15 protein-coding genes are annotated in these 19066 nt (G+C 30.0%); 7 read left to right on the forward strand and 8 right to left on the reverse strand.

Translation table 11 applies throughout. The features are described 5' to 3' along the window. Positions 1-398 precede the first annotated feature (398 nt). From SJY27_RS01955 to SJY27_RS01970, 4 genes are all read right to left on the reverse strand, one after another. Positions 399-2051, reverse strand: a complete 1653-nt coding sequence (locus SJY27_RS01955; protein ID WP_397446570.1) for a type I restriction-modification system subunit M — start codon at positions 2049-2051, stop codon at positions 399-401. A gap of 2 nt (positions 2052-2053) precedes the next feature. Further along, positions 2054-2719 (reverse strand): transposase, encoded by a 666-nt coding sequence (locus SJY27_RS01960; RefSeq protein ID WP_397446571.1) that lies wholly within the window; start codon positions 2717-2719, stop codon positions 2054-2056. A 123-nt stretch (positions 2720-2842) separates the two neighbouring features. Beyond that, complete coding sequence (locus SJY27_RS01965; RefSeq protein ID WP_397446572.1) at positions 2843-4096, reverse strand: restriction endonuclease subunit S; 1254 nt, start codon at positions 4094-4096, stop codon at positions 2843-2845. Then, complete coding sequence (locus SJY27_RS01970; RefSeq protein WP_397446573.1) at positions 4089-7055, reverse strand: type I restriction endonuclease subunit R; 2967 nt, start codon at positions 7053-7055, stop codon at positions 4089-4091. The genes SJY27_RS01965 and SJY27_RS01970 overlap by 8 nt, the downstream gene beginning before the upstream one ends. A 727-nt stretch (positions 7056-7782) precedes the next feature. Between SJY27_RS01970 and SJY27_RS01975 the strand changes: the two genes are divergently transcribed. Next, positions 7783-8181 carry a DNA-binding protein gene (locus SJY27_RS01975; protein WP_397446574.1) on the forward strand — a complete coding sequence of 133 codons (399 nt, stop codon included), beginning with the start codon at positions 7783-7785 and terminating at the stop codon, positions 8179-8181. 231 nt (positions 8182-8412) lie between these two features. Further along, positions 8413-9654, forward strand: coding sequence for a peptidase T (pepT, locus tag SJY27_RS01980; protein ID WP_397446575.1), 1242 nt, complete (start codon positions 8413-8415; stop codon positions 9652-9654). A 374-nt stretch (positions 9655-10028) separates the two neighbouring features. Here the strand turns inward: pepT and SJY27_RS01985 are convergent, their stop codons facing one another. Further along, positions 10029-10568 (reverse strand): 1-acyl-sn-glycerol-3-phosphate acyltransferase, encoded by a 540-nt coding sequence (locus SJY27_RS01985; RefSeq protein WP_397446576.1) that lies wholly within the window; start codon positions 10566-10568, stop codon positions 10029-10031. A 156-nt stretch (positions 10569-10724) separates the two neighbouring features. Between SJY27_RS01985 and rmuC the strand changes: the two genes are divergently transcribed. After that, positions 10725-12062: a DNA recombination protein RmuC gene (gene rmuC, locus SJY27_RS01990; RefSeq protein ID WP_397446577.1), complete on the forward strand. Its 1338-nt coding sequence runs from the start codon at positions 10725-10727 to the stop codon at positions 12060-12062. A 1-nt stretch (position 12063) separates the two neighbouring features. On the opposite strand, the gene SJY27_RS01995 is transcribed toward rmuC, so the two are convergent. Then, positions 12064-13239, reverse strand: coding sequence for a succinylglutamate desuccinylase/aspartoacylase family protein (locus tag SJY27_RS01995; protein WP_397446578.1), 1176 nt, complete (start codon positions 13237-13239; stop codon positions 12064-12066). Then, the gene (locus tag SJY27_RS02000) at positions 13223-15124 is read right to left on the reverse strand and encodes a CBS domain-containing protein (protein ID WP_397446579.1); all 1902 of its coding nucleotides are present in this window, start codon (positions 15122-15124) and stop codon (positions 13223-13225) included. The genes SJY27_RS01995 and SJY27_RS02000 overlap by 17 nt, the downstream gene beginning before the upstream one ends. Positions 15125-15324: 200 nt before the next feature. Between SJY27_RS02000 and SJY27_RS02005 the strand changes: the two genes are divergently transcribed. The 3 genes from SJY27_RS02005 to SJY27_RS02015 are packed head-to-tail and all read left to right on the forward strand — an operon-like array spanning position 15325 to position 16032. Continuing rightward, positions 15325-15555: a hypothetical protein gene (locus tag SJY27_RS02005; protein ID WP_397446580.1), complete on the forward strand. Its 231-nt coding sequence runs from the start codon at positions 15325-15327 to the stop codon at positions 15553-15555. Between the two features lie 4 nt (positions 15556-15559). Then, on the forward strand, positions 15560-15799 hold the full coding sequence (locus tag SJY27_RS02010) for a hypothetical protein (protein WP_397446581.1): 240 nt from the start codon (positions 15560-15562) through the stop codon (positions 15797-15799). Positions 15800-15846: 47 nt separating this feature from the next. Further along, positions 15847-16032, forward strand: a complete 186-nt coding sequence (locus SJY27_RS02015; protein ID WP_397446582.1) for a CsbD family protein — start codon at positions 15847-15849, stop codon at positions 16030-16032. Between the two features lie 50 nt (positions 16033-16082). Here SJY27_RS02015 and SJY27_RS02020 read toward each other — a convergent pair whose 3' ends face one another. Beyond that, positions 16083-17321 (reverse strand): cation:proton antiporter, encoded by a 1239-nt coding sequence (locus tag SJY27_RS02020; protein ID WP_397447949.1) that lies wholly within the window; start codon positions 17319-17321, stop codon positions 16083-16085. A gap of 255 nt (positions 17322-17576) precedes the next feature. Here SJY27_RS02020 and SJY27_RS02025 point away from each other — a divergent pair, with 255 nt between their 5' ends. Then, positions 17577-19028, forward strand: a complete 1452-nt coding sequence (locus SJY27_RS02025) for an L-lactate permease (RefSeq protein ID WP_397446583.1) — start codon at positions 17577-17579, stop codon at positions 19026-19028. Positions 19029-19066: the final 38 nt, after the last annotated feature.

A 19066-nucleotide genomic window follows, 5' to 3' on the forward strand; every position in this document is an offset into this window, starting at 1 on the left:
TTTAATGTGACTTAGATTCCTCTATTCCGCTTTCGCTGCAATCGGAATGACAAAACACTTGTCATTTCGACCTTGTGGAGAAATCTATTTGTCATCTCGACTGCTATGGAGCGCTGTTTTTAATGTGACTGAGATTCCTCTATGCAGCTTTCGCTGCAATCGGAATGACAAAACACTTGTAATTTCGACCTTGTGGAAAATCTCTTTGTCATCTCGACTGCTATGGAGTGCTCTTTTTAATGTGACTGAGATTCCTCTATTTCGCTTTCGCTGCAATCAGAATGATAAAACACTTGTCATTTCGACCTTGTGGAGAAATCTCTTTCTTTAACAATAAAAGGGTAATACTTTTAAAACCTCGCGATTCTAAACGATATAAATGCATCACTTCATCTATTTTAGATGGTCTCTAACCCTAACTCTTTTAAATAGCCATTATGCTCTTGCAATGCTTTTGCTGCTTTGGTTTCTACCTCTGCTATTTTAGTATTTACCGCTTTTAAATTAATTATAGGTTCTGGTTTTGCTGTGCTTACGTAACGTGATATATTTAGGTTATAATCATTTTTCTCAATTTCTGCCATTGATACGCTACGTGCATAACGTTCAATTTTATCTGGTCTGTTTTGATAGGTATCTATAATTTCCTGAATATCATTAGGTTCTTTTGGGTCTATTACACCATCTACCTTACCATCTCTTAATACATTTTGACGTTTTACTTTTCTATACTGTTCACTAGCATTTATAAACAATACATCATCTTCCTTTTTACATTTCTTAATAATCAATATACAAACAGGAATCCCTGTTGAAAAGAATAGATTTGATGGCAAACCAATTACGGTATCTATATTACCATCTTTTAATAACTTTTCTCTTATTCGTTTTTCTGCACCACCTCTAAATAAAACTCCATGAGGTAAAATAATAGCCATTGTACCTTCATCACTTAAAAAATGTAAACCGTGTAATAAGAATGCAAAATCGGCTGCTGATTTAGGTGCTAAACCGTAATTTTTAAAACGGAAATTTTCTCCCATTGCTTCTGATGCATCCCAACGTAAACTAAATGGCGGATTTGCAACAATAGCATCAAAAGTTGTTTTTTTAGCGGGGTTCATTTCATTTAATACATCCCATTCGTTTTTTAAGGTATCTCCGTGAAATATTTCAAATTCTGAATCCTTTACTCCGTGCAATAACATATTCATACGTGCTAAATTGTATGTGGTTATGTTTTTTTCTTGACCGTAAATTCTACTTATTGTGCCTCCTCCTTTTTCAATTTTATCTTTTACGTTTAATAACAAAGACCCTGAACCACAAGCAAAATCTAATACTTTATTGATTTTTTTCTTTTTACCTGCTTTTGGGTTTTGACTGTCTAAGGTGACTATTTCGGATAGGATTGTAGAAATTTGTTGCGGTGTATAAAACTCCCCTGCTTTTTTACCAGAACCTGCTGCAAACTCACCAATTAAATACTCGTATGCATCACCCAATGTATCGCTATCTGTTGAAAAATCTGCAATACCTTCTGATATTTTTTGAATGATTTTACACAGTTTCTTATTACGTTCTGTATATGTTTTACCTAACTTTTCTGAATCTAGATTGATTTCTGAGAACAGGCCTTTAAAAGAACTTTCAAAAGAATCATTTTCGATATGTTTAAAGCCTTTTTGTAAGTCCTTTAATAATTCTTCATCTTGTGTACGTGCTAATTCTGAAATACTATTCCATAAATACTTAGGCTCAATAACATAATGCACCTTTCTACGCATTTGTTTTTCAAAGAACTCTACATCATCTGCGTTGGCTTCATACCAAACTGAAAGTGGTGTACGCTTATCATCTTCTTCTAAAACTGGGTAATCTGACCCTAATTCTTTTTTTACTGAACCTTCATAATTATCTGATAAATAACGTAAAAATAGAAAGGATAGCATATAATCACGAAAATCATCTGCATTCATTGCACCTCGTAAATCGTTGGCTATTTCCCAAAGTGCTTTCCCTAATTGTTCTTGTTTTTGTTGTGCTGTCATGGTTAATATTTTGTATAAAATGTATCTTCTTTCCAATTATTTGGATTGTTGATAATATAATTTGATATGTTTTGATACGATTTGTTATTGCGTATTATATGGTCGTGATAACGAGGTTGCCATGAAAAGGAAATAGGTACATTATTTTGTGTTTTTTCATATCGTCGTGCATTTTTTGTGACCCCAATTTTAAAACCACGAATAATAGATGCCAGGTTTTTTGATTGTGGTCCAAATTTATTTTTGTTGGTGTTTTTGTTTGATTGTTGCATTTTTTGTATGGATTCCATTGGTTGTTGCGTTGCATCCGTACGTAGAGACGCAAAATTTTGCGTCTCTACAACACCCCCACCAACATCCATACCATCAACACCACCACCAACGTCGCCATCATCTGTTTTGGCAATTTCAATAATACCGTGCACGTGATTGGGCATTACAACGTGATTATGCAAAACCACAAACGGAAAATGTTGCGGAATTTCTAACCAATATTTTTCTGCCATTTTTCCAATATCTGATACTATCATTTTTTTGTTGGCAATATGCCCAAAAAAACAATGTCTGTTTTGGCAACAAATGGTTACAAAATACAGGGCATTGGCACCATAATCCCAATGAGGTAATCGGGTGGATTCTAATCTGTATTTATTTTTGTATTTCGCCATTTTTACCGTTTATTTATTGAGAAGCAATATGATCTGTTGTTGTGGAAACGCAAAATATTGCGTCTTTACGATGGCAATGGCAATGATGGCAGATGTTAATTTTTCCATTTTTATTCGTTTTTATTACTTTATAGTAGGAAACAACTGCTGCATCAACCCTTTTTTATGCTTTTTTAAGGCTTCTATTTTTATGGTTTGTGCTTCTATTAAATCATCTGCACTAGATAAACAACTGGCTATTTTTTGTTGTTCTTTTGGGTTTGATGGTATTTCACATTCAATTTCAGAAAATTGGGTTTTATTAATAATCGGTAAAGTAGAAGTAGCTGGTATTGATTTTATATAAGGTGTCAAGCTAATAAGTAAATAGTAAATAAATTCATTTTTATAATTTTCAAATGGTACTATGGAATTTATCTGTTGATTAGTGATACTATCCATAGTTGTCATTGCCATTTTTCCGATAGATGCGATACAAGTATATACAATACTCCCTTGTGGTAAAATTTTTAATTTATCTGTATTTTTAACAGTTCTATTTGTTGATGTTTGATATTTTTTATCAGAAATATCTGTTGGTGTAATAAATAATACTTCTCCATTCCATAGAGCTTCATTTTTAGTACTAGGTGTTTTTCCTGTTACAATTTCACCTAAATTATCCAGAATAGTTTCCACCCAATCCCCATCATTTTTAAACTCTTGAAAACGAAATTGTGGTTTTGTTTCTCCAATTGCAGGAAATAACTGTTGTAATAAGCCTTTTTTGTGGTCTTTTAAATGGTCTAGTTTTTCGGTTTCTGCTGTTATTAATTTATCTAAAGAAGATAGACAATTGGCTATTTTTTGTTGTTCTTTTGGATTTGAGGGTAAAGAAATTTTAATATTTTCGATTTGCTTCATAGAAAGATTAGGTGGTTCACTTCCTGCAATACTTTTTTCTATTTCTTTTATTAAATAATTTGTTTGTAGTAAATAATATACAAGTGTTAAATTACTACCAGAAATCAATTTTCCTACTCTTTGATTTAATAAAGAATTATGAAGTAAATCATCAACAGCAGAGATTTTTAATTTACCATTGAGAATTGGTCTAGTTAAAGCTAGTACATAATCACCTTTTTTTAATAAAAATTTCTCATAAATATTCGTATAATCATCAGGTAGAAAAGATGGATTGCTATGTTTCATATTCTGAATACCAACATCAGCAATCTTTACCCAACGTGTTCCTTTTGCAACACTATCCTTACTAGAAAAAGAATAGCCTTGAAAGATTGAGAAAACTTTTTTCAAAGGTTTAGTACTCCAATTTTCATCTTTTTCAAACTCAGGGAAACGTAACTGTGGTACTATTTTTTCTTTCTCGTTATTCATATGCGTTTAATCCTGCTATTTCACGCCCTTGGGCTAGTTTATTTAATAATGGCACTAAGTCTTCCATTAAAGCTTCTTCTCTTGGGCGACGTTCTTTCCAACCTAACTCTAAAGGAGCTAATAAATCCGTTAGTTTTTCACCATCAAAAATCATACGGTTCATAATTTCATTTATAAATTCATTTAAGCTTTTTTGGGTGAGATTGTGCTTGTCTGCAATAGTTTGTACTTCTTTTGCTGCCTTATTATCTTTAAATTTTTGATAGCCCTCACGTATTTCTTTTTCAATTAGGCCACTACCTACTTTTAAAGTTTTTACATAGGCAATAATGTCTTCGCTTTCGTCCATTAAATTAGAGCTGGACCCCAATAAGTTTATTAACTCCTCTTGTGTTAGTTTGTGTTTAGAGGGTTTGTTGTCTGTGTAATTTGTAATTAACCCCATAATATAATCGTAATCAATAACCGCAGAAGAAAATAATACAAATTCAAAATCTAATTGTTGTACATCTTTGGGTGCTTTATCACCTTGTTTGTTTTGTGCTGCTTGTAATTGTTTTGCGGTATCTATATACACCGATTTAAAAGAACGCAAATCGTCTGTTGGTAAGAGTGTTTCAATGGTTTCAGCTTGTTCATCTTCTAAGTCTGTATATTGGTCTAGTTGTGTTTTATAACGCTGTACTTCTTTAAACGCATTTATAAAACTTGCGCGAGCTTCATCGCCTTTTAAATTGCTTACTTCAGAGGGTGTACAATCTAAACCTTTTGCCTGCATAAATTGGTTTAAATCAGCTACTGCTTTTTTGTATTTTTCTATGACTTTAGGTGCTGCATCTACCAACCAAATTTCTTTTGCCTTTTCTATTTTAGCCCCAGAAAAACGCATCATTGCTTTGTTTACTTCTTCTTCTTGGTCTCTAAATACTAAAATATTACCATAAGGTTTGGTGTCGTTTATTACTCTATTGGTACGTGAATAGGCTTGTATTAATCCGTGATATTTTAGGTTTTTATCTACATATAATGTGTTTAGATATTTAGAATCAAACCCCGTTAATAGCATATCTACCACAATTAATACATCTATTTTATTTTTGTAGGCATAATCTGCATTGGTAAATTTTTGCGCTTTAATACGTTGCTGAACATCTTGATAGTATAAATCAAATTTACTAAGGATATGACTTGAACCATATTGTTTATTGTAATCTTCTAATATTGCACTTAATGCTTCTTTCTTTTTATTCGGTTCTATTTCATTATCTGCTTTTTCTTGCGGTAAATCTTCTTGTAATTGCTTTACGTCTTTATTACCTTCTGCAGGAGGTGAAAATACACAAGCGATTTGTAAAGGTTTGTAATTTTCAGTTATTTCGCCAAACTCTCTTTGGTTTTGTTTGAACAAGTGATAATACTCAATAGCATCTGCAATAGAAGATGTTGCTAAAACAGCATTAAACCTCCTAAAATCTGTTGCTTTATCGTGCTTTTTTATAATGGTATCAATAACCGCCATTTTATGACTTAAACTTGTGGTATCAATTTTTACATCAGGTTTAAAATAGTCGATATGAAAACGTAATACATTTTTATCTTCTATAGCATTGGTAATCGTATACGCGTGTAATTCCTTTTGAAAAACATCTTTTGTGGTTTTATACGATGCAGTTTTTCCTTCAATGGTTTTATAGGTTGCATTTTCTTCAAAAATAGGTGTTCCTGTAAACCCAAATAGTTGTGCTTTAGGAAAGAACTCAACAATAGCTTTATGGTTTTCTCCAAATTGTGAACGATGGCACTCATCAAAAATAAATACTACACGTTTATCTTTTAAAGGTTCTAGATGTTCAATGTAATTCTTATCGTTTTTAGTATCTAAAGCCAACCCTAATTTTTGAATTGTTGTAACAATTACTTTATCTGCATAATCTGATGACAACATTCTTTTTACCAATGTTTTTGTATTGGTATTTTCCTCTACACTACCTTCTTGAAATTTATTAAACTCTTCTCTGGTTTGTCTATCTAAATCTTTTCTATCGACAACAAATAAACATTTTTCTATAGCATCATTATCCTTTAAAAGTGTAGATGCTTTAAATGAAGTCAATGTTTTTCCACTTCCTGTAGTGTGCCAAATATATCCGTTTCCTCTATCTTGCTCTATACAATCTACAATAGCCTTTACTGCATAAATTTGATAGGGACGCATTACCAAAATCTTTTGCTCGGTTTCTACTAAAACCATATAACGACTAATCATTTCACCCAATGTACATTTGGCTAAAAACTTCTCTGTAAAATCGTCTAAGTGGTTTATTTTAGAATTGTCTTCTTTGGCTAAGGTATAGACAGGTAAAAATTGTTCGTCTGCATTAAAAGCAAAATGTTTGTTATTATTGTTAGAAAAGTAAAAGGTTCTTGTTTTATTACTTACAATAAACAATTGCATAAAACACATTAACGAATTGGTATATCCGTTTCCTACATCGTTTTTATAGTCAACAACCTGTTGAATTGCTTTTCTAGGACTTACTTGTAGTGTTTTTAACTCCACTTGTACCAAAGGCAAACCATTAATCAATAAAATAACATCATATCTATGGTTGCTATTTTGTGTATTCATTCGAAGCTGATTAATGACTTCAAAATCATTCTTACACCAATTTTTAATATCTACTAAAGTGTAATGTAATGGTGTATCATCTTCTCTAATAAATGTATTTCTCTTTCTTAAATGATTAGACGTTTTAAATACATCTGGATTGATAATTTCGATAAGTAATTTATCAAATTCGGTATCTGTTAATTTTACGCTATTAAGGGTTTCAAACTTTTGTCTGAAGTTTAGTTCTAAAGCTTCTCTAGTTCTTATATCTTTTCGATAGGTGTATTTTAAGTCTTGCAACTTACCTACAAATCCATATTCTATTTCTGCTTCATTAGTAATATTCATTTGTTGTTCTTTTGTCTTTAATCTTTTTTAAGCACTTTTTGGCCTATAAAAATAGCAATTATTTAAAAATATGTTATGGTTTGCCAGGTGTAATTTTTAAAATAAGCATAAAGTGTTTTACATTAATTTTTAAAACTAAAATACATTTTAGATGTTATAAGTTAACTTCTAACAATTATTAATAATTGAGCAAAGTTTACCCCATATTTATTTATAATAGGATGTTTTATTATGAGTGCAATTTTTTACCAAAAGATAAAAAATAAAGGTAATAAAACTCCTTAAAGAAACAAATAGAACAATAAGAAACTTAAAATTATGATGTGCATTTGTTTTAAGTATCATTGTTAAAAGCCATTCAAAAAAAAGCGTTTAGTAACAACTCCCCTATCACGCTCTAAAGTTGCGCTTTATATAGTTTTTGGTTTTTTGCTATATACGCTTACCACTCCATCAAGAGGCACTATCACAAACAACAAGTACCATTGGGTATTGCATCTAGAAGTAACTGTAAAAACTTATGATACTTTAGGTACTAAGTATTGATACTTTTTGTACAAGGTGTAGATACTTTTGATAAAAATTTCTAGTATTTTTATATAAGATTTCTAGTATTTTTTGCCAAACAAACTAGTACTTTTCAATAGATATTGTAGTATATTTGAAAAAGGGCTCCGTAATAAGCTAATTGCCCTATAGCTTTATAACGTTTACAATATACAAAAAAATGGCATTACAATACAGAATTACAAAAAGAAACAATACCCTACAAAACAATACACCACAATACATTTTACAGGCCATTAGCAGGGGCACCATAGACCTAGAACAATTGAGTGCAGATATTAGCAACGAATGTAGTTTACACCAAGTAGATGTGCAAGCGGTATTAATTGCTTTGGGTATAAAAATGGAGTTTTATTTGCAAGACGGTTATGCCTTAGATATGGGGGCTGTAGGGAAGTTTAAAATGGGGATTCAGAGTGTGGCTGCACCAAATCCAGAAGTCTTGTCTCCTAAAAAAAATATTAAAAAATTTATCATTAATTATCAACCTTCTCGTAAATTGAAACACTTATTAAAAGCGGGTGTACAGGTGTATAAAGAAGGGAGTAGGCATTTGTAGGTTGTTCGTTGTTCGATTTTCGATGTTCGATGGACGATGGACGATTTTCGATAGACGAAAGTCGATGTTCGTTGTTCGTTGTTCGATGCACGATAGACGAAACACGATAAACGATTCTCGATGGACGATTTTCGATAAACGATTCTCGATGGACGAAACACGATGCACGATGAACGATAATTACCTTTGCAATACCTAAATTAAAAAACACCTCAGTATAAAAAAATACATATGATAAACGAACAACAAATTATAGAACGTTTTGTAAAATACGTAACCATAGACACAGAATCTGATCCTAATAACCCAGCTTTTCCGAGTACTGCAAAACAATGGGATTTGGCAAAACTATTAGAAGAAGAATTGAAAGCTATAGGTTTACAAGATGTTGAGTTGGATGAAAATTGTTATTTAATGGCTACTTTACCTAGTAATATACAAGTTGATGTGCCTGTAATTGGTTTTATTGCTCATATAGATACAAGTCCAGATTTTACAGGTAAAAACGTTAAACCACAAATCATCAACAATTATGATGGAAAAGACATCTTACTTGAAAAAGAACAAAATATTGTATTGTCTCCACAAGATTTTGATGATCTTTTGCAATACAAAGGGCAAACTTTAATTACAACAGATGGCACCACATTATTGGGTGCAGATGATAAAGCAGGAATTACAGAAATTGTATCTGCTATGGAGTATTTGGTAAATCATCCAGAAATTAAACACGGTAAAATTAGAGTTTGTTTTACTCCTGATGAAGAAGTTGGCAAAGGAGCACATTTATTTGATGTTCAAAAATTTGGCGCAGATTGGGCATACACTATGGATGGAAGTCAGATTGGCGAGTTAGAATATGAAAATTTCAATGCAGCCTCTGCAATTGTTACCATTAAAGGAAAAATTGTACACCCAGGTTATGCAAAGGGCAAAATGATAAATTCTATGTTAATTGCAAATGAATTTATTGCAGCACTTCCATCAGAAGAAGTGCCTGAAAAAACCGACAATTATGAAGGCTTTTTTCATTTGCATGACCTAAAAGGAGCAGTTGAAGAAACAATTTTAGAGTATATTATTAGAGATCATGATTTTGATTTGTTTGAAAAAAGAAAATTTTTAATGCAAAAAATTGCTTCTGATTTAAATAACCGTTGGCAAAAAGAATTGATTACAGTTAGCACTAAAAATCAATACTTTAATATGAAAGCTAAAATTACACCTGTTTTGCATATTGTTGATATTGTAGAAGAAGTAATGCAAGAAATTGGCATTACACCTTTAATAAAACCAATTCGTGGTGGCACTGATGGCTCGCAATTATCTTACAAAGGCTTGCCTTGCCCAAATATTTTTGCTGGCGGACATAATTTTCATGGTCGTTATGAATATGTTCCTGTAGCATCTATGCAAAAAGCTACAGAAGTAATTGTTGGTATCGCTAAAAAAGTAGTTCAAAAATACCAATAAATAATTATCAATATACCTTACTAAAATAGACTTTAAAATTTAAAAAGTACTGCAAGCAATTAACCATAAACTACAATACAGTCCATTTTCCCATTCTAAAATCAGAGATAAAATTAAATAGCTTTGGCTATGCTTTAGTTTGCTTTTTTTGATAAAGAAAAAAGCATTGTTATCTATTATTTTAATTTGAAAAACTTCATTGAAGTTATACTTTTTAAACAACAAAATCTCCAAAAATTGCTTTTTGGAGACCTAGTTATAACAATGTGAAACAATGCAACTATGCACTTCTTTATCCATAAAAAATCCCCACATTTTAACTGATAAGAAATGGTACGCGAACATAATTCTAATAATCTTTTTAAAGAAAAAAATTAAGATAACTCAGGGTTTTTCCCCTTAACATTGTAGAAAAACCTGTTAAAATACGCAAAGTCTTTTTCTTTGTTATCTGTAGTATAGTAAGGTTTAGAAAACGCTATTTGTTTATTTTCAAAATCTAATGTTGCCATAACTATAGGCACATTTGCACCTTTAGCAATATAGTAAAACCCTGTTTTCCATTGGTGTACTTTTTTTCGTGTTCCTTCTGGTGATAATCCTAATCGAAATTCTTGTTTGGTATTAAAAATTTGAACAATCGCATCAACTAAATTTTCACTTTTATTACGATTTACAGGCGTGCCTCCTAATGCTCTAAAAAAAAAACCAAAAGGGCCTTTAAATAATGAATTTTTACCAATAAAATTAACCATAACACCAGATGCCATTCTTGATAAAATAGCAATGGGGAAATCTACCCAACTTGTATGAGGCGCAGCAATTACTACATATTTTTTAATATCTTTAGGGAAATCGCCTTTAAACTTCCATCCTAAAATTGTGAATAAAATAAATCGAGCTATTGTTTTCATTGATTTTTTAATGAATCAACGAAATTAAGGATTAATTATTTTTAAATTAAAACTTATTTTAAATTATTAGAAAATCAATATTTTCATGTATGAAATGGGTTATTTATCACAGAAAAATATAATATTCCTTACTTTTACAGTATTAAAATTTATAATATGAACGAGATTGTGGCTTATGTTATTATTGCATTGATTTTTAGTTTAATAGGTTTTTATATCGGAAAAATCTTATCTAAATTAAACTTCGAAAAAGAAAAAACCAATGTAGAAAAAGAGAAATCTACTTTAGAAGAACGTGTAAATTTATTGCAACAATCTAAAGATATGGTGGAAAACAATTACATAGAACTTCAAAAAGAAATTAAAAATAGCCAACAAGAAAAAGAAGATTTATTGCGATTAAATACGCGTCAAGATTCAGAAATAAAAAACTTACAACTAAAGTTAGAAGAGCATAAAGCCGAAGTTGAAAAATTACAGAAAAAATTTACCAATGATTTTGAAGTTTTAGCGAATAAAATTTTAGAAGAAAAATCGAATAAATTTACAGAACAGAATAAAGAAAATATCAAAAACATATTAAATCCACTACAAGAAAAAATTAAAGTTTTTGAAGATAAAGTAGATAAAACCCACAAAGAAAGTATCGATTATCATGCTGCTTTACGTCAGCAAATATTGGGTTTAAAAGAGTTGAACCAACAGATGAGTAAAGATACCTTAAACTTAACTAAAGCCTTAAAAGGTGATAGTAAAATGCAAGGTAATTGGGGGGAATTGGTTTTAGAACGTGTGTTAGAAAAATCTGGCTTAGAAAAAGATAGAGAGTATTTTGTACAGCAAAGTTTTACTACTGAAGAAGGCAAAAGAGTGCTACCAGATGTTGTAATTCACTTACCTGACAACAAAAAAATGATCGTGGATTCTAAAGTTTCATTAACCGCTTATGAGCAATTTATTAATGAAGATGATGAAACGAAACAACAACAATTTTTAAAAGATCATGTAAACTCTTTAAAACGCCATATTGAGCAATTGTCTGCAAAGAAATATGAGGATTTATATCAAATAGAATCGCCAGATTTTGTATTGCTTTTTATACCTATAGAACCTGCTTTTGCAGTTGCATTAAATGCAGATAATCACCTATATAACAAAGCTTTTGAAAAAAATATTGTAATTGTTACACCATCTACTTTATTGGCTACTTTGCGCACTATAGATTCTATGTGGAACAACGAGAAACAGCAAAGAAATGCCATGGAAATTGCAAGACAAGCAGGTGCTTTGTACGATAAATTTAATGGATTATTGGCAGATTTAATTGGTATAGGAAAGCGGATTGACGATAGTAAAAAAGAATATTCTAACGCAATGAATAAATTAGTGGAAGGCAGAGGAAATATCATTACTAGCGTAGAAAAACTTAAGAAAATGGGCGCAAAAGCTAAAAAGTCTTTACCTGAAAATATTATTGAAAGAGCAAAACAATAAGCTACAGAAATTCTGTTATTTTACGATCGCGTTTTATAAAATGTAATTTATTATTTTTTATAACTTTTTTTCTGTAACCAAATAAATGAAAAATATCGGTGGCTAAAAATTGAGCCGTTTTAGGATTTACAATTAAAGTATACGGTTTTGTTTTAATTGATGAAACGCCTGGTAAAAGTTTTAAAAGATTATGAAAATGTAATCTTCTTAAAACTCTAGAAGCATTTAACCAAAATTTAGAAATTTTAGATATAATAAAATAACCATCATTGCCTTTTTGCTGATACAAAGGCATAAAAATTTTACCTTGAAAATTGGCCTTTATTTCGTTACCATCTGAAAACGCTAAAAGTTCGTTTTTATTAATTTCTTGAAAATTTTGATATCCTTTTACCATTTTAAAATCTTCAGTAGGTTTTATGGTATATTTATAATCAATCTTATAAAAATCTTGTGTTTGTTTAAACATGGCCAAAGAGCGTTTGTAAAAATGATACTTTTTTACATCTTTCTGTTTTACACAATTTGCAGCAACTAAGGCCAACCAAAGAAAGGAAATACAATTGTCTACAGAAGCTTCTTTATCATGTTGCCCAGCTTCAAAACCTAAAGAGATATGACCAAAATCGTTAATATAAGTCAATAAAGGCCCATCTAAAAATTCTTCAATACCCAGAATTGTTGGAATAGAAAAATTAGCTGTAAATTTTCTATTATTTAAAGAATCGCTAATGGTAATAAACGGTTGTGTTTCTGCTGATGTTGTATGTAAATCTAAAAAGTAAAAGGGGCCTTTTTCTTTTTCTAAAATAGATTTTATGATATTATAAATTTCTTTTTGCTCTAAAGTTTCTTCATCAAAATTTTCCTCTAAATGTAAGTTTAAAATCGCTTTTTTGGTCCAAATTCTATTTAAATCTACATTTTGAAAACGAATGTTTTTTGAAATGGCATTAAGGTTACCTGCAATACCGTAAAAATTACCTTGTAAAGGAATATCATCTTGTTTTATAGTTTTAAAAACATTTAATAACGCATTTATTCCAGCTCTTTCATTGCCATGAATGCCACCAAAAGCCAATACAGTAGGCGCCTCATTTTTACCAGATATTTGACCTAAAATTCTTTGAACAGAAATTTTTTCATTAAAAGATTCAATTTCAAATTGCGTTGTCATGTACTTTTTTTATTTGTTCAATGCTATCTAAATCACTTTTCGTAAAAATTCCTACTAATTTTTCATCTTTAATTACAATAATACAAGAATCATTAGAAGATGTTATCATTTTTTTTACTTTGTTATAAGATGCTTCTGGTTGCACAATATTAAAGTTTTTATTCATAAAATGCTTAACGATTTTATTTTTAAATTTATTGGATGTAAAATCGATACCTTCTAAGTTTCTCTTTTCTATCACACCAATTACTACATTTTTGGAATTAATTACAGGAATATGATGAATGTTTTTCCATTCCATAATTTTAAAAGCCAATTGCAATACATCATTTTCGTTTACCACAAACAAAGCTGTGGTCATAATTTTGTACACTTTGTCGTATTTTTTATCGATATCATTTTGATGAAAATCAATAGAACTCCATTCTGCTACTGGTATATTTAACTTTTGATTTTTATACGTATGCTCTGTTAAAATAACGTTGGCCTCATACATAGATACTTCTTTTCTTAACTTACGTTTATTTCTAATCAACCATTTGCTACCTGTGGTACTGGTGTCTATTCTTTTTTGAATGATATTTAAATAATAATCGATTTCTGCCTCGTAAACATTACATTTTAACAAGCCCTCTTTTGCTATCGGAATTAAAATATGTTCTAATAATTTTTTAGCAGATATTCCTTTTCCAAACCAAGAAAAATAACTGTTAATACCTGTTCTTGATGCATTTATAAAATTTCCTTTGGCATCATAAAAAGGCATTTTATTCCATATTTTTTCGTACTGTTTTGGCATTCCTTGCATTACACCAATCCATAACAAAGCATTTGCAATTTCATCTTTAACACTTGGTCCTGCAGGAATATATCTATTTTCTATTCTTAAATGAGCTACATTTTCAGAAACACCATAACACAATCTATTCCATTTATACAAAGTACCATTATGTAAATTTAACGCCTTAAGTTTTGGAATAATTCCCGCTTTTACCATTTGCAAAGAATCTTCTTGAAATTGAGAAGTTACAATGGGTTCGTATCTAGAAATATCATCTGTTAAAAGTTCTAAAATTGATGTTTTTACCCAATCTGTGCCAAAAGAAACTCTAGATTTTTGTTCTCTAGAAATATGACCTTTATTTCTTAAGTCTACACTTTGCTGAAACAAAGCAATTCTAGTTTCGCTCCATAACTCTTTCCCTAAAAGTAAAGGAGAATTTGTCATTATTGATAACAAAGGCCCAGCAATAGCTTGCGACCAATTGTATTTATCTATTGCCTCTTCTGGACTAATTTGTAAATGCACCTGAAAACTGGTATTACAAGCTTCAAATAAAATAGATTTATGTTTTACAATCAACTCATCAACACCTTGCATGTACAGCTTAAAATCTTTCCCTTTTATCTTTTTCATTACATTGTTTAAAGTTTTGTAACGTTTAAACGGAGTAATGTTTTTAAAAACAAGGTCTTTTTTTCTGAGTGTTGGTAGTATTCCTGTAAGAATTAATTTGTTATTTTCTATGGTTTCAGACGCTTTATAACCTTTTTCTAAAAGTGTTGTAAGTTGATTTTCTAATTCTGTAAAACAATTCTTTTTCAATTCAAAAGGATCTAAATTGATCTCTAAATTAAAAAGTGCAAGCTCTGTTGTATAATGCGTATCGTTTATTTCTTTCAGAATTTCTAATGCTTTAGTAGAAGGTCTATAGTCTTTATCTACAATACAAATTTCTTGCTCTGCACCTACTCTTACAATACCTTTTTCAAACAAATTATGCTCTAGCATATATTGAAATGCTTCAAGATCATTTAATACATTTTTAATAAAATCTTTACGATCTTTCTGTGTTTTTATTGCAATAACCGATTGTGAACCCATAAGTAAAGATATTGTATAACAGCTAAGTACGTAATATTTTTAGATTTTAACTATGATAAATATCAGTCTAAAAAGTAACCTATCATTTAGTTTTATTAATATGATTTTAGCTAATGAGTTAACATTACAATCGATGACGTTAACCAAACATGTATTATCCTCATACATTTGTAGTGTACTTAAAATCAACAATTATAGATATGAAAACAAAACATACAGAAAAACTTTTTACAGATGAAAAAACGGATGGCGTTGCTAAAAATGTTTCAGGAAAACAAACCATACAAACCGAGAATACTAAAATTGTAAAAAAGGAAAAAGATAAAGAAAATGAAGAAATTTTAATTGGTAAAAGTATTGAAGAGGTAGATAAAATGAAAGAAGGAAGAGATAATTTACAGAAAAAAATCTTAGAAAAACTAATGAAATAAAAAAATGACGGACAGAAAAAATAAACTTAAAAGTGCCGAAAATAAAACCAAAGGAAATGCTGAAGATAAACCCGAAGATAAGCTTCATCCTTTAAAAGGAACCGTTAAAGATGATGATTATAAAGATCAAGATGCATCCAAAAATAGATTAGAGGGCATTGATAAGGATAAATTAGAGAAGCAGACACATTCTGCAACAAACAAATCGAATAAAAAGGTTGCTGATAAAATTCAAAATGAATAAGTTTTGAACTTGAAAAGCAATAATTATTAACATTTAAAATTTAAATTATGAATAAAGACACAAATGAAGGAAAGTGGAAACAGATTAAAGGTGAATTTCAAGAAAAATATGGTGAAATCACTAATAATAACTCCGTTAAAACTGAAGGAGAAAAAGAAAAACTGATAGGAGAAATCCAAGAAAAATATGGAAAAGCCAAAGATGAAATTGCCGAAGAAATTAAAAATTGGTAAACATTTTGCAATAAAATAAAAAATACCGAAATTAATTTTTTGGTATTTTTTTATACTTTAAATTTATTTACCAATTTACCAACTGTTAAGCCCTGAATTATTATAGAAAAAACAACCACAATGTAAGTAATCACTAAAAATAAATCTCTGTGCATTTCTGATGATAATCCAAGTGCAAGTGCAATTGAAATTCCACCTCGTAAACCACCCCAAGTCATAATTAAATTGGTTTTTGGTACAAACTCTAATTTTTTAGCAAAAATATTAATTGGTAAAAATAAAGAGATGTATCTGCAAAGTAGCACAATAGGTATCGCAATTAATCCTACAGCAATATACTTGCCATCAAAAACCAAAACCAGCATTTCCATACCAATCAAAACAAATAGTATTGCATTTAAAAGAATGTCTAAAAGTTCCCAAAATTTATCAACGTATTTTTCTGTAATTTTAGACATAGAAGAAGAGCGAACAGTATCATTACCTACTATTAAACCTGCTGTAACCATGGCTAAAGGAGCAGAAACATGCAATTTATGTGCAATAACTGTGCCTCCCATCACTGCTGCTAAAGTTATAATAACTTCAATATCATAATCATCAATAGCTTTCATCAATTTATAACAGATATATCCTAAAATTCCACCTAAAGCTACACCTCCAATAACTTCTTGACCAAACAACTTAAATACATTAAATGTTGTTTCATCATCTATACCAGATTGTGCAATTTGAAAAATTGTTAAAAATACAACCACACCTACTCCATCATTAAATAAAGATTCTCCAACAATTTTAGTTTCTAATTTTTTTGGTACTCCTGCTTTTTTTAAAATACCTAATACAGCAATAGGGTCTGTAGGCGAAATTAATGCACCAAATAAAAGGCAATAAATAAAATCTACCGAAAAATTAAATACTTGTAAAAGACCAAAAATAGCACCACCTACTAAAAAAGTAGAGGTTAAAACCCCTAAAGTAGAAAATAAGAGTATTGGCCAACGTTGAATTTTTAATTGCTCAAAATTGGTATGCAAAGCACCCGCAAACAATAAAAAACTTAGCATTTCATCTAACAAAACAGTTTTAAAATCTATTTTAGAAATAATTGATTTTTCTAAGTTTAACAAAGTGGCATCAAAATAACTAAACAGAAAAACCCCAAGTGTAAAAAGAATGGTCATTACCATTAACCCAATGGTATTAGGCAATTTTAAAAAACGAACATTGATAAAACCAAAAATTGCAGAAAGAAAAATTAATACTGTTGCTATAAAATATGCATCCATGTTGTTTTTTTTCAAATTTAAAAAAAAGAAACGCTAATAGTGCAGCGTGTAAAATATATTTTAGAAATGAATACCATTTTTTACAAAAGAAATATTAAATAAAATATTTTCAATCAATAATTGGTAAATTGATAAATATCATAATCACTAAATATTAGTAGCACTACTTTTGAACTTTGTAAAGCACAACATTAAAATAAATAACTATTGTTTTAAATGATAATAATGATTGAGCTTTTTTAAACAATCAGTTTTATGAGTACTCTTTATTCAGTTCTATCTCTAACACCTATATTGGTGCTACTTTCAATTAGTTTATTAAAAGGTGTAAAAGCGGGCATTTATTCTGGCTTTATAATTACAACCATTTTATTTTTTATTTGGGATAGTAAACTAATTGCTTTTCCTGCTGCTTTAATATCTGCTTTTATAAATACAATTTCAATCTTAATGATTGTTTTTGGGGCATTATTGCTACATTCTAATATGGAAGAAGTTGGTTTTATTGAACAAATAAAAAGTTCTTTAAAAAAAGCGCATCATAATACGAGCTTTCAATTTTATTTTTTGGCGTTCTTTTTAACTGCTTTTTTTGAGAGTGTTGCTGGCTTTGGTACTCCAGGAGCTATTGTTCCTCTTTTATTAATTTCTTTAGGTTTTTCTCCAATTTTGTCTATTGTTGTTGTGTTGTTAATTGATGGTTTGTTTGCCATAACTGGTGCAATTGGTACACCTGTTATTGCTGGTTTTCAAGGTTCTTTAGAGTTGGGGGTATTTCAAGTTAAATTAATTTACGTTTATGCATCTTGTTTTATGCTTGTTTCTGGTGCTATATTGTTATATTTTATTCAACGTTTTGTGGTGAAAGAACATCCAGAAATTTCTGCATATAGTTGGAAATTGTATTTTAGTGTTGCCCTACCTTTTGTTGTTTTATCATTTTTTCTTCAAGAACTTACAGGGGTTATCTCAGCTACTTTTATGGGAGCTTTTTCGTATTTTTTCTTTTTTACAAATAAAAAATTAGATTGGAAACCATGGATACCTTATGGAGTATTGGTTGTATTACTATTGATACCCAAAATAGTAACTGCTATTGAGCCTTTAATCTCTTTTAAATTATCGTTTGATAATATGTTTAATTCTGATGTAAGTGCATCATTTCAACCTTTTAGATCTCCGCTTTTCCCTTTTGCTATTGCTTCGCTTTGTGCAGCTCTTTTGGGTAAAAACCATAAAATGAAGTTAAAACCAGTACTAAACAAAACGTTAAGTATTTTTTTAATTTTATTTCCTTCACTGGGTATTACCCAATTAATGTTGTCTAGTGGTACAGCAATGCCTTCTATGATAGATACTATGTCTGAACTATTTGCAAAAACTGGTAATGCATATCCTTTAATTAGTCCGTTTATTGGTGTAATGGGTACTTTTATTACTGGTAGCACCACTGTTTCTAACATTATTTTTGGTTCTGTTCAGTACAATTCTGCAGAAAATTTAAATTTCTCTACAGAATTAATTTTAGCAATGCAATTAAATGGTGCTTCTCTTGGTAACGCCATCTGCTTATTTAATATTATTTCTGCAGCTGCAGTTGCAGGAGTAGATAAATACACAAAAATATTAAATAAAAATATTGGCCCAATATTGTTAACCGCCTTTGTAACCTCTTTAATCGGTTTTATAATTTTGTCTTTAATTTAAAAATATTGCAAAAAAAACACCACTTTCAACAAAGTGGT

Source organism: Polaribacter sp. R77954 (assembly GCF_044595335.1).
Lineage (GTDB): Bacteria > Bacteroidota > Bacteroidia > Flavobacteriales > Flavobacteriaceae > Polaribacter.